The organism is Streptomyces sp. NPDC086549 (assembly GCF_044746205.1).
Taxonomy (GTDB): Bacteria; Actinomycetota; Actinomycetes; order Streptomycetales; family Streptomycetaceae; genus Streptomyces.
Genome location: NZ_JBIVBS010000011.1, coordinates 108,882 through 121,108, shown reverse-complemented (window position 1 = coordinate 121,108; position 12,227 = coordinate 108,882). Strand labels below are relative to the sequence as shown.

Here is a 12,227-nt window from a genome sequence, read left to right as displayed (position 1 = left end):
CAGACCCGCCTCTCCTGCGCCGTACACGGAACCCGGGCCGCCCAGGGTTGCATGCGGATGCGAACTTCCTGCCTGTGCGGCCTTGTTGGTGCAGGGGCCGAGGCTGAGGACAGCGGCGGTTACTGCCCCCGCCGCCCGGCCGGCAGGACACCGGGAGGACAATGATCGGGAAGCGGGACGCCGCCGGGCGGCCCGCGCCACATGGGGGTTGATGTGACCGTAACCTGGCGCAGCGCTGTCTTATACGCGCTGACCGTCGTTGTCCTGTCCTGGCTGACCGGGGCAGCCGTCGACCTGGCCTGGCAGGCAGCCTCCGGCCACCTCGGCACGTGGCAGTCCACCTGGCTGAAGGACCCGTGGAACGCGGTCTTCGTGGCGGCTGCCACCGCATCGTTGACCTTTGCCCGCCGCCTGGACAAGCCCCTGCCGCGCTGGCGCGCCGTCCTGGTCGACGCCGGCATCTACCTGGCCGTGCTCCTGGTCATCTCGGGGATCTCCGCAGGGGCGGCCGGCGACGACGCACCTGCGGACACCGCGTTCGTGACGGCCATCATCGCCGTGTTCACGCTCCAACTCCCCGCTGCGTGGCTGCTGACCACGTGGCGCTCCGGGCACCTGCAACTGGTGCTCAGCGACATCCACACAGAGTCCACGAGCAGGAACGTGACCAGCCGATGACGACGTACCTACGCTCCTGCGCGGCCGTGGCCGTCCTCTGTGCGATCCTGGCGGGCTGCTCGACGCCCGTCCCGATCGGCGACACGACCTCGTCCGATCCCCTCACCCAGACGATGAAGGAAGGCGAGCGCCCGGTCGCCCCTGACTTCTCCGGGACCACGCTGGAGGGCCACACGGCACACCTGTCCGACTACCGGGGCAAGGTCGTCCTGGTCAACGCCTGGGCCTCCTGGTGCGGCCCCTGCCGCATCGAAGCGCCCGAACTGAAAAAGATCCAGCAGACGTGGAAAAGCCGCGGGGTCCAGGTCTTCGGACTCGACAACGACAAAAGCCGCGCCGCCGGACTTGCCTTCCAGCAAGACCACCACCTCGGTTACCCGTCTGTTCACGACCCGTCAGGACGCCAGGCCCTGAAGCTGCCACACGGCCTCGTGAACCCGCAGTTCCTTCCCTTCACGATCGTCATCGATCCGGCAGGGAAGATAGCGGCCGCCCGGATGGGACAAGTGACGGAAACCGGGATGGAAAAGATCATCGCTCCGCTGCTCACCGCGACCGGAAGGAAACCCGGCCACTCCTGAGACGCGGCGGTGGTGGCCCTGCGGCGTACCCGGCGGATGCGGGCACATCAGGAGGGCAGCGTCCAGTTCTGGTTGGCGGCTCCCGAGCACGACCAGATCTGCAGCCGGGTGCCGTTGGCCGAGCTGGGGCCGGTGGCGTCGAGACACTTGCTCGACTGCGGGTTGACCAGGGAGCCGTTCGCGCCGGGCTGCCAGACCTGTGATCCGGAGCCGTTGCAATCGTACAGCTGCACCTTGGTGCCGTTGGCGGTGCCGGCCGCGGTCACGTCCATGCACTTGCCGAGCGACGTGAGCGTACCGGCGCTGCCGACCGTCCAGTTCTGCGCATCGGTGCCGTTGCAGTCGTAGAGCTGCACCGCCGTGCCGTTGGCGGCGTTCGCGCCCGCGACGTCCACGCACTTGCCGCCGTATCCGTGGATCGGGCCAGTGGTGTTCGCGGGCGGGGTGACCGGACCGGACTGGCCGGCCGCCCACTTGATCTCCTGCAGCAGGAGTTGGTTCTGCTGGGCGCTCGCGAACGTCGACGAGAGGGTGGTGTTGGTCGAGTAGTCCATCGCGTTGTGGCCGAAGTTGTTGTAGACCATGTTGTAGTGGCGGTTGGACCAGACGATCGGGTAATAGCCGCTGTACCAGGTCTGGTTGGGATCGGTGCCGATCGGGAACGTGGACGGGGCCATCGATGCGAGGATGTCGATGTCCGGGTTCTGCCGCAGGTCGTTCTGCCAGCTGTACCACTCGCTGACGGAGGACGTGATGGTGGCCGGCAGATTCCCGGTCGCGGCGTGGCTCCGGTCGTCGATCTGCAGGGTTTCCGCGGTCGGTCCCCACGAGTTGCTCCGGAAGGTGCCGGTGCCGAGGAACGTGTTGTGGTACCAGGGCCAGTCGCTGGTGTTGTCGTTGTACGCCGAGACGTGGAAGCCGATGAAGCCGCCGCCGCCTGCCATGTAGGTCTGGAAGGCGGCCTGCTGCGACGCGGTGTGGGGGTAGTCGTCGAGGAACATGACCACCTGGTAGTTGGCGAGGGTCGTGGAGTTGAGCCGGCTCCAGTCCGTGGTCGCGGTGTAGGTGAAGCCGTTCTGCGCGCCGGCCTGCGGGAACCAGGTGTTGGCCTCGTGGTCGAAGCTGATGTGTGCCGCGTCGTAGGTGCCGTCGTAGAAGGCGATCACGTTGATGGGGGTGGCGGCCTGGGCGCTGTGTGCGGGTCCGGCCTGGACGCCGAGCACGACGGCGACCAGGGCGAGCAGTCTTAACAGAGTGCGAGGCCAGGCGATGTCCGAGTGGGGGGTGATCATGCGAGGACCTTCCTGGTGCGTGACCGTCGGGAGGCATGTGCAGATGTGCCGCATTGAAGGCCCCCGCGCGCGTACATGTCAATGGTTCATACCAAACATCGGTGGCCGCCGCGTCGAGCACTTCTTTGCCCGCTCGCGTCAGAGACCCAGGAAGCAGACTGGCTATAGCTCCTCTCTCAACCGCGCCCAAGTGTCGGTGTCCAGGCTGTCCTGGGGACCAAGGCGGGAGAGTTCCGTGCCGTCGCGTCCCAGGGCCACGATGACGGGACGGCCTGCGCGGCTGGTGTAGGGGGACGTCCAAACAGCGATGAGCCTGCTCTGCTCGGGCGCATCGATCCGGCGGGCAGCGATGACAACGTGATCCACATCCCGCCCGAGGCGCACTTTGGCGCAACTGATCCATGTGGCCTCGGTGGCGGAGCGCGGGCGGTCCAGGCTGAGGGAACCCCCGCCGATGCGAACGTCGAGCACATCGACGTTGACAGGATCGTCTCCTGGGCCGCTGCCGCCACCCACGTACCGCCACTGCTCGCCGTACGACTCAAGAAGCGCGATGTGTTCACGCATCCGCGGTGACTTCGGACGCCACTCGATCCAGATCGCCCCGACACCGGCAGTGACATCGACATCGGCCGACACCACGGTCAGCACGCGCCGCGGTATCCACCACGGCTGCGGCTCATCTCCCGCCAGTGTCCGCCTCACCACGCCCACCAGAAGAGCCTCCCACCGGGGTCCCGTCCAAACGGCCTCTCCCCATGCCCGCATGCGCCTGCGATACCCGGCACACGAGGGCGTCAAGCCCCGAGCAGCTGAGGCAGCGCCTCACAACCCTCCGTACACCGAGGCCCTGAAGGGGACACAGCCGGTGTTCCGAACCTGCCGTGGCGGAGCCAACCAGCAGAGCTTCCCGCGCTGAGACGGCGGCTCCACGGAGGGGTACCGGGGTGGTCCGCGCTGCCGCCTTGGCAGGGCTCCAAGGGCTGTGAAACGCTTGATCCGTGACATACCCCTCCCTCGTCTGCGCATCGATCTCGAACGAGTGAGCCCGGCTGCTCTGTCGGGAGTCCACCCGGGTCCAGGCTTCCGTTCGGGAGTGAGGAACAGCCATGAGGACGACCGAGCACGCTCACAACAGCGACGATCACAGTGACCCCACGTTGTACCGCACTCCGGCGGATGCCGTCGCCGCGCCCCCGGAGAAGGTCGCCTACGTCGTCGGTTTCGACCCGACCGCACAGCGCGCCGACGCGTTGTTCACCGTCGGTACCGACCCCGAATCCCCCGAGTACGGCCGCGTGATCTCCCACGCCGAACTGCCCGACCGGGGCAACGAACTGCACCACTTCGGCTGGAACGCCTGCTCCAGCGCGCTGGCCCATGCCGGTCACCATCACGCTGCGCGGCGCTACCTCATCGTCCCGGGACTGCGCTCGTCCCGGCTGCACGTCTTCGACACCAGCCCCGATCCCGACCGCCCCCACCTGGTCAAGGTGGTCGAGCCCGAGGTGCTGGCCGCCAAGGCCGGATACTCCCGCCCGCACACACTCCACTGCGGCCCCGACGGAATGTTCCTGTCCTGCCTGGGCGGCGCGGACGGTGCGGACGGGCCTGGCGGCGTCGCGCTGCTGGACCACGAAAGCTTCGAAGTGCTGCGCGCCTGGGAGAGCGAGCGCGGACCGCAGCGGCTCGCCTACGACGTCTGGTGGCATCTGCGCCAGAACATCGCTGTGACCAGCGAGTGGGGGAGCCCCTCGATGATCGAGGACGGCCTTGTCCCCGAACTCCTGCTGGATCGCCGATACGGCCACTCACTGCACTTCTGGGAACTGGACTCCGGCCGGCATCTGCAGAGCGTCGATCTCGGGGACGAGAACCAGATGGTGCTGGAACTTCGCCCCGCGCACGACCCCGAGGCGACCTGGGGGTTCACGAACACCGTGGTCAGCGTGGAGGACCTGTCGGCATCGGTGTGGTTGTGGAACCGGGAGGGCGAAGACTTCGTGGTCCGCAGGGTGATCACCATCCCTGCCGAGCCCGCGCAAACGGAGGACCTGCCCCCGGCGCTGCAACCGTTCGGTGCCGTGCCCCCGTTGATCACCGACATCGACCTGTCGGTGGACGACCAGTGGCTGTACGTATCCGCGTGGGGAACCGGCGACCTGTTCCAGTACGACGTGAGCGACCCGTTCCGGCCCAGGCAGACAGCGTCCGTGCGGCTCGGCGGCATCGTCGACCGGCGGCCGCACCCCGCCGAGCCGTTCACTCCGCTGACCGGCGGATCGCAGATGGTGGAGCTCAGCCGGGACGGGCGACGCGTGTACCTGACGAACTCGCTGTATGCCGCCTGGGACGCACAGTTCTATCCCGCGGGCATCGACCCGTGGATGGTCAAACTCGACGCCGACACCGCGAATGGCGGGCTCCTGGTCGACAGCGGCTTCTTCCCGCACGGCACGGACTTCTCCGGGTTGCGCGTGCACCAGACGCGCCTGCAAGGCGGCGACGCCTCCTCGGATTCGTACTGCTACCGCCGCTGACATGTTCTCCGTGCTCTACGCGGCAGGCGTGCACACCGACGACGGGGCCGGGTGGCAGCTGCCCTCCGCCGAAACGCTGGTGGCCGTGGTCCTGGTGGCTGTGGCCACCCTGGCCGGCGCCTGGCTGGCGCGGCGCGGATCCGGCCGCTCGGCGCTCCTGCTTGCCGCGGCATCAGGGATTCTGCTGATCATCGCGGTCCTCGATCTTCTGCCCGACGCGTGGGACGAAGCGCAAGAGGTCGGCGCGCCACAGTGGGTAGTACCGCTGGCCGCGCTCGGCTCGTACGGGGTGATGGGTGCCGTGGCCCGTATCGGCTGCCCGTGCGAGCTGGGTCGGGCAGGCGGCATCGGCGCGGCATCGGGGCTCGCACTGCACCGCTTTCTGGAGGGGGCGACCCTGGCACTGACCGCGTCGGTCGCCGTGGTGGCGGCGCTCTTGGTGCACGCGGCCGGCGAGGGCCTGGCGCTGACCGCCCTGCTGGAGGTCCAACCGAGGCGGCGCGTGGCTCCATGGATCGGGCTGGCCTGCTTGAGTCCGGTCGCGGGAGCGTTCGCGACGAGCGCCTTGCCCATTCCGGACGGCCTCAGGCCACTGCTGCTCGCCCTCATCGGCGGCGTACTCGCGCAGGCGGCCTGGATGGCGCTCGTACTCGCCCATCAGCAGCGGCCCGCGGACCGGCGAGTCCTCGCAGTTCCGCCCGCGACAGTGATGACGCTCGCCGCCGTCCTCACCGCGATCGTCCTCCTCGTCGGGGCAGACAACCACTGAAGCACCACCGACAGTCAGTTCTGGTTCGCCGACCGGACGGTGAATTGGCGATGCGACGGTATCTCGTGGCGCCGGCTGGGACAGGGCGTGGGGCACTGGGCGTCGTCCGCGCCGTCCTGCCTGCGCCGCCAGGAGGTGGGTGCATCGCCTTGGACGGATCGTTGCCGGGTGTTGGCGCGGACGGCCGCCGCACCGCCGCCACGGACCGTGCCGTGGCGGGACTCGGCTCCGTACGTGAGCTCGAAGGCCTGGGAGAGCCCGACGGGATCCGGTCCGGCTGTCCTGTCGACGGACGACGTAAGCTGCGCGAATGGATGACGAACATCTCAGGGCTGTCACGGTCGGCGACATGCCGCCGACCTACCAGCGGATCATCGTCGCCGAGTACGACCCCGTCTGGCCGACGTGGTTCGAGCAAGCAGCCGAGCAGATACGCGATGCGCTCGGCGGCGCGGGCCTTCAGATCGATCACGTCGGCTCCACCTCGGTCCCGGGACTGCCGGCGAAGCCCGTCATCGATATCAACCTCCTCGTCGCCGACCCGACGCAGGAGGCGGCCTACGTTCCACAGCTGGAAGCTGCCGGCTACACCCTGCGGATCCGTGAGCCGGACTGGTACGAACACCGGATGCTGCGCGGGACCGCCCCACCGGTGAACCTGCACGTCTTCCGACAGGGATGTGCCGAGGCCGACCGCATGCTCCTCTTCCGCGACTGGCTACGCCTGAACGAATCCGATCGCGAGCTGTACGCACGGACGAAACGCGACCTCGCAACGAGGAACTGGAAGCACATCCAGGACTACGCCGACGCGAAATCCGAAGTCGTCAGGAAGATCCTCGCCAGGGCACAGTAGGCGCGAGCCCACGTGCGCCCCGCGCCTACTACTCGGACCGACCCAGGTAGTCCTTGCTCACTTGCGGCCGGTCGCCGCGTATATGTTGATGTCGGCGTCCGTGACGTCGGTGATGTCGTAGTGGGGGATCCTCTCGATCTCGTCGAGGACGTCGAGGGAGGGGGCCTCTGGCGGTCGGGGTACGGGGGGCGTGCCGTCGGGGCGCCAGCGGTGGATCGGGACGACACCGGGGTCGAGCAGTTCCAGGCCGCTGTGCGTGAAGAAGCGCTCGACCTCTGCCTTGGAGCGCAGCACGAAGGCGCCGAAGCCTCGCTCGGTATACGTCTGCTGGACCGCCCGCATGGTGGCCGCGTTGACGTCGAGGGTGAGATGGCTGAGGACGAGGCGGCTGCCGGAGGGCAGCGCGTCGACGAGCTCGCGCACGATGTCGTACGCCTCCGCGCCCTCGATGAAGTGGAGGACCGCTACCAGGCACAGCCCGACCGGCTGGTCGAAATCGAGGGTCTTCGCGGCCCGTTCGAGGATGCTTGCCGGTTCCTTGAGGTCGGCGTCGATGTAGTCCGTACGTCCCTCGGGGCCGCCCGTGAGCAGGTCGCACGCATGCGCGAGGACGACGGGGTCGTTGTCGACGTACACCACGCGCGCGTCCGGGACGATCCGCTGGGCGATCTCGTGGACGTTCTGCCCGGTCGGCAGGCCGGTGTCGATGTCGAGGAACTGGCTGATGCCGTCCTCGGTCGCCAGCATGGTCACGGCGCGGCGCAGGAAGGCGCGGTTGTGCCGTACGTCGAGATAGCCGCGAGGGTTGGCGGCGAGCGCCGCGGCGGCCGCGGCGCGGTCGACGGGGTAGTTGTCCTTGCCGCCGAGCAGGACGTCGTAGACCCGCGCCGGGTGCGCCTTGCTGGTGTCGATCCTCCTCAACAGCACCGCAGCGTCCTGGCTGAGGGCATCACCGGGCATGGGCCTCTCCCTGGGCTGGTCGATCGGTCGCTCAACGGACAGCCAACGGACAACAAGCTATCCGCCAGGGGCACTTGATCGCTCCCAGTCGACTGACCGGAAGCCCGGACACCGGCAGATCCGCAGGCGTGTGTCGGGTCGTGCTCTTGCGGGCCGCCGGTCTCGGTTTGCAGGAGGCGGTAGTCGGGGCAGGAGTCGGTGGTGGGCGCCTCGGGGGCTTCCAGCCGCGCCAGGAGCGTGGGCCGTCAGCGGCCCCGGAAGTCGACCGGAGGTCGGGGAAGCCCGGCCTTGAATGCCTTGACCGCCGAGTCCAGGCCGGCCTTGACGTCGTCCGTTGCGAAGAGCGGCATGGCGATGTCGAACATGGCCTCGTCCGCCGCCGAGACCCCACCGACGGCCCAGGCCCGCAACAGAGCCTTGTGCGCGGCGTGGGCCCGGGTGGGACCCTCGGCCACCTTGCGGGCGAAAGCCGTCGCCTCGGCCACCAGGGCGTCGTCGGCGACCACCCGGTTGACCACGCCCGCGTCGGCCATGACCCGGGCGGGCACCTGCTCGGATGTGAGTGCCCATTCCGCGGCGCGTGCCCGCCCTGCCCGCTCGGCCACCCGGTAGATCCCGCCGAGCAGCGTGACGATGCCCAGCGTCTGCTCGGGGTGACCAAAGCGCGCCGTATCGGCTGCGAAGATCACGTCGGCACGGAGCGCGAGTTCGAGGCCTCCGCCGAAGCACAGCCCGTGGACCGCGGCGATCACCGGCACCGGCAGCCGTTCGAGCTGGTTGAAGACCTGCATGTAGTGCTCGAAGAGAGCTCGCAGTTCCCGTACGTCCGTATCCGGCCAGTCGACGATGTCGCCGCCGAAGCTGAAGTCCGGGCCCTCGGCTCGTACCAGGACGGCTCGGGCGCTGCTGCGGCCGATCGCGTCGAGGGCCTCGGCCAGCTCGGTGGCCATCTGCGGATCGATGCGGTTCTGCGGTGGGTTCGTCAGAACCAAGGTGGCGAGACCGTCATCGAGAGAGTAAGTCAGATGGGGCATGGTGTTCCTTCAAGTCGAAGGGTCGTACCGGAGGTGCGGCCCGGTCGTGTCGGTCTGTCAGGCGAGGTGCTCACGGAACCAGGCGAGGGCGGCGGTGCTCGACCGGTCGAACTGACTCGTGTACGGGTCGAAGTGGCCGCCCGGGATCAACCGCAACCGCTTGGGTTCGAGCGCACGCTCGTAGGCCGCGAGCGCCAGGTCGGTGACCGTCACCGTGTCGTTCAGGGCGACCACCACGAGCAGCGGGGTGGGGGAGACCCGAGTGATCCAGGTCCCGGGCTCGTACATACGGGCCGCCCGGGTCGAACGGACCGTGACCTCGTTCTCCCACACTCCGTCGGGCTTGGGCTGCAGGTAGAAGTCGATGGCCTCCTGCGACCGGTAGGACGCGGGTACGGCCGTATCACTGCTCACGATGGCCTGGGTGCGTGGAGGAGCACCGCGGAACTGCGCCCGTTCGTCCTGCGAGAAGGACTCCTCCAGGGTCGCCACGGCGTCCGGTGCGATGCGGCGCAGCCCCTGCTCGTAGCCGCTGATGGTCGGCACCTGGGAGACCACGGCCCGCAGTCGGCGGTCGGTCGCGCCCAGCACGATGGCATGGCCGCCGGCATAGCTGGTACCCCACAGTCCTATCCGGTCGGCGTCGACCTCGGGTCGGCTCTCCAGATAGGAGATGGCACGCCGCCAGTCGGCGATCTGCTGCCACGGATCGACGTCCTGCCGCGGCAGCCCGTCGCTGGCCCCGAAGGTACGGTGGTCGTGCAGCAGGACGACGAACCCGTCCTCGGCGAAGGCTCGCGCGAACGGTTCGAGGCCGTGGTCCCTGACTCCCGCGTAGCCGTGGGCCATGGTGATCCCCGGATGCGGGCCCGGCCCGTCCGGCAGGAAGAGCCATCCGCGCAGCGTCACTGCGCCGTCCGCCTCGAATTCGACATCATCGCGTTGAACCATCATCAACCTCCTTGATGAAACGGGGACTCAGCCCTGGTGGAAAAGTTCGGCCTCGACCTCGCCGCGCAGCCGTTCGCGCAGCTCGGAGGAGAACCGCTTCACCGCGTCGAGCGGCCGGTGGTGGATGGCGGCCCGGACGATCCGCCCGCTCTCGTCCCTGGTCAGGATCGTCACGCCTTCGAGACGTACGCCCCCGAACGCCGTGGCCTCCCACTCCAGGTAGGTGCGGTGCCCTTGGACTGCCTCCTGGGTGAAGGCGAGGGACTCGTAGATGGCGCTCGCCGTGCCCATCACCTGCTTGACCTGGTCGCGGCCTTTGACGGGGCGGGTGAGTGCGCTGGCTTCGAGTACCACGTCGGCAGCGAAGGCCTCACCGAATGCGTCTGACGACCTTGCCGCGAAGGCGTTCGTCCAACCTTGCGCAGGCAGGGTCTCTGACGCGGTTCCGCGACCGGAGGGGAACACACCGGTCAGGAAGTCGTCGATGTGGCCGGCAACCCTGGCGGGCTGCTCAATGTGGACCCAGTGCCCGGCCTCACCGACCGACACCGAGTGCACCGAGCGGAACCGCGGTGTGACGTGCTGCCCCAGAAGCTCCTCGGTGACGAATCCGTCATCGTCGCCGCGCACCACGAGTGTGGGCCCCTCGAAGCCGCTGTGCCGCCGACCCGCAGGGTGGCCCGTGTTCCAGCAGTCGGCGAAGTCCCTTACGACCTCGGCACGTATGCGCGCCCCGCTGACCACCAGCCGGTCGAGTTCGGCCTCTGGCCAGGAGGGCGACAGCTGAGTCCTCACCGCGCGCTGTGCCGCGGGATCCCCTCCCAGAGAACGGAACCGGTCGATCACCTCGTCGGGCAGTAGCGTGCCCGCCAGCGGTACCGGGTTCAGCAGCACCAGACCCGCAGCTCGCTCGGGCTGCCCGGCGGCAACGAGTTCGGCGACCGCCGCTCCCATGCTCTGCCCGACCATCACGAAGTCTTTGCCGAGAGCGGCGGTCACGGAGCCCACCTCGGCGGCGAACCGGTCGTAGTCGAACGGCCCGCTCGCCTCCGTCCGATCGCCGCAGCCGGCCAGTTCGAGCGTGACCCATTCGAGGCCGGACGTGGTGAGTACGGAGATCATGTCATCCCAGACATACTGATCATCCAGGAACCCGTGGACGAACACCGCGGCGAGTTCGCCCTCGCCGTGACGCCGGAAGCGCACATCACTGTGCCCGATCCGCTCCGTCTTCATCCTCGTGCTCACTTCCCGGGAGCGGACGTCGAGCCCGAGGGGGACCATTCCCTGGTGTCGATCGGGGACCAGTCGGTCGGCTTGGCGTCCAGGCGCTCCATGCGGCGTCCGTCCCGGGCCGCCAGCAGTTCCTCGTCGAGGGGTGTGGTGAAGACGTTGTCGACCAGGGTGTATTCGGCGGCGAGTCGGCCGACGGCCGGCAGTGCGGCGGTGTCGATGCGCCCGCGCGACAGATACAGGTCGTCCCTGACGTGGAAGCGCACCACCCTGCCCCACACGACGTGATCGACCCCCTCGTCCCCGACCGGAATGATGCGGTCGACGACGCACTCGAAGGCGATCGGCGCTCCCTTGACCCGGGGTGCGCGCACAACGACGGACGGCTCCTTCTCCAGTCCGAGCGCTTCGAACTCGTCCACACCGGGCTCGAATTCGAACGCCGAACGGTGCATGGCGTCAGCCTGCGGCAGCGTCGCCATGTTGGTGACGAACTCACCGGTCTCACGGATGTTGTTGTACGTGTCCTTCAGCGTCTGTCCGTCGGCCTGCGGCTGCAGTGTCAGCGAGACCATGGGCGGCTTTCGTCCGACTGCGGTGAAGAAGGAGACGGGCGCCAGGTTGGCGACACCTTCCGTGGAGACCGTGCTGACCCAGGCCACGGCGCGCGGAATGATGCTGCCGATCAGGAGTTTGTACGCGTGAGTGGAGTCGAGTTCTGCGGCGTCAATGATCATTTGGAGACCTCCGTCGGTTGCGGCACGGCACTTGGAGTCAGCTGCGGCGAATGGGCCACGGATGCGACCCGCGAGGCAGCGCCGGAGGGGGAAGGGAAGGCCGGCCCAGCGGTCCTCGTCGTTCCCTTCTGTGAAAGAAGCGTAACTGCTTCACTTATGTCGAACGAGTCGAGGGTTGAGGGCATTCCCGACGGAAAGGGGCAAATCGCGAGAAGGATGCGAATGGTGGGGGCGGAGTGCCGCTCGTGACAGATGGGGCGACTGGATGAAAGGTGTCAGGTCAGCGTGCGAGCGGGCTTTCCTGCGTCCCGTGCGGCGATGTCCTCGACCGCGTCCCTGTAGAAGACCTCGTACAGGCCCCGGCTCACGTAACCAATGTGCGGTGTCACCGCAGCGTTGCCGAGTGAGCGCAGGGGGTGATTGGCCGGAAGGGGTTCACGATCGAAGACATCCAGCGCCGCTGAACCGATGCTCTTCTCGGCCAATGCCCTGAGAGTCGCCGCCTCGTCCACCACGGGCCCGCGCGAAGTGTTCACCAAAATCGCCGTCGACTTCATGAGGCTCGAGTCACGCTCACCGACGATGCCTCGGTGCTC

Annotated in this window: 13 protein-coding genes; 5 read left to right on the top strand and 8 right to left on the bottom strand. The window is 68.2% G+C overall.

Going from position 1 to position 12,227, the window contains the following annotated elements; all coding sequences use genetic code 11:
• Nucleotides 1-213 precede the first annotated feature (213 nt).
• The gene (locus ACIPSA_RS30540; RefSeq protein ID WP_402640093.1) at nt 214-678 is read left to right on the top strand and encodes a hypothetical protein; all 465 of its coding nucleotides are present in this window, start codon (nt 214-216) and stop codon (nt 676-678) included.
• Complete coding sequence (locus tag ACIPSA_RS30535) at nt 675-1,259, top strand: TlpA family protein disulfide reductase (RefSeq protein ID WP_402640091.1); 585 nt, start codon at nt 675-677, stop codon at nt 1,257-1,259. The genes ACIPSA_RS30540 and ACIPSA_RS30535 overlap by 4 nt, the downstream gene beginning before the upstream one ends.
• 47 nt (nt 1,260-1,306) lie before the next feature.
• On the opposite strand, the gene ACIPSA_RS30530 is transcribed toward ACIPSA_RS30535, so the two are convergent.
• Both ACIPSA_RS30530 and ACIPSA_RS30525 read right to left on the bottom strand, forming a co-directional pair.
• Nucleotides 1,307-2,551, bottom strand: coding sequence for a ThuA domain-containing protein (locus ACIPSA_RS30530; protein ID WP_402640089.1), 1,245 nt, complete (start codon nt 2,549-2,551; stop codon nt 1,307-1,309).
• Nucleotides 2,552-2,713: 162 nt separating this feature from the next.
• Complete coding sequence (locus tag ACIPSA_RS30525; protein WP_402640087.1) at nt 2,714-3,202, bottom strand: hypothetical protein; 489 nt, start codon at nt 3,200-3,202, stop codon at nt 2,714-2,716.
• A gap of 458 nt (nt 3,203-3,660) precedes the next feature.
• Between ACIPSA_RS30525 and ACIPSA_RS30520 the strand changes: the two genes are divergently transcribed.
• From ACIPSA_RS30520 to ACIPSA_RS30510, 3 genes are all read left to right on the top strand, one after another.
• Nucleotides 3,661-5,091 (top strand): selenium-binding protein SBP56-related protein, encoded by a 1,431-nt coding sequence (locus ACIPSA_RS30520; protein ID WP_402640085.1) that lies wholly within the window; start codon nt 3,661-3,663, stop codon nt 5,089-5,091.
• Between the two features lies 1 nt (nt 5,092).
• The gene (locus tag ACIPSA_RS30515; RefSeq protein WP_402640083.1) at nt 5,093-5,860 is read left to right on the top strand and encodes a hypothetical protein; all 768 of its coding nucleotides are present in this window, start codon (nt 5,093-5,095) and stop codon (nt 5,858-5,860) included.
• Nucleotides 5,861-6,170: 310 nt separating this feature from the next.
• Complete coding sequence (locus ACIPSA_RS30510) at nt 6,171-6,716, top strand: GrpB family protein (protein WP_402640082.1); 546 nt, start codon at nt 6,171-6,173, stop codon at nt 6,714-6,716.
• Between the two features lie 57 nt (nt 6,717-6,773).
• On the opposite strand, the gene ACIPSA_RS30505 is transcribed toward ACIPSA_RS30510, so the two are convergent.
• From ACIPSA_RS30505 to ACIPSA_RS30480, 6 genes are all read right to left on the bottom strand, one after another.
• Nucleotides 6,774-7,676 (bottom strand): SAM-dependent methyltransferase, encoded by a 903-nt coding sequence (locus ACIPSA_RS30505; protein ID WP_402640080.1) that lies wholly within the window; start codon nt 7,674-7,676, stop codon nt 6,774-6,776.
• A 245-nt stretch (nt 7,677-7,921) separates the two neighbouring features.
• Nucleotides 7,922-8,710 carry an enoyl-CoA hydratase/isomerase family protein gene (locus ACIPSA_RS30500; RefSeq protein WP_402640078.1) on the bottom strand — a complete coding sequence of 263 codons (789 nt, stop codon included), beginning with the start codon at nt 8,708-8,710 and terminating at the stop codon, nt 7,922-7,924.
• Between the two features lie 57 nt (nt 8,711-8,767).
• Nucleotides 8,768-9,664 (bottom strand): alpha/beta hydrolase, encoded by an 897-nt coding sequence (locus ACIPSA_RS30495; RefSeq protein WP_402640076.1) that lies wholly within the window; start codon nt 9,662-9,664, stop codon nt 8,768-8,770.
• Nucleotides 9,665-9,688: 24 nt separating this feature from the next.
• Complete coding sequence (locus ACIPSA_RS30490) at nt 9,689-10,897, bottom strand: alpha/beta fold hydrolase (RefSeq protein ID WP_402640074.1); 1,209 nt, start codon at nt 10,895-10,897, stop codon at nt 9,689-9,691.
• A gap of 8 nt (nt 10,898-10,905) precedes the next feature.
• The gene (locus ACIPSA_RS30485) at nt 10,906-11,631 is read right to left on the bottom strand and encodes a flavin reductase family protein (RefSeq protein ID WP_402640071.1); all 726 of its coding nucleotides are present in this window, start codon (nt 11,629-11,631) and stop codon (nt 10,906-10,908) included.
• A gap of 275 nt (nt 11,632-11,906) precedes the next feature.
• On the bottom strand, nt 11,907-12,215 hold the full coding sequence (locus ACIPSA_RS30480) for an NAD(P)-dependent oxidoreductase (protein ID WP_402640528.1): 309 nt from the start codon (nt 12,213-12,215) through the stop codon (nt 11,907-11,909).
• Between the last annotated feature and the right edge of the window lie 12 nt (nt 12,216-12,227).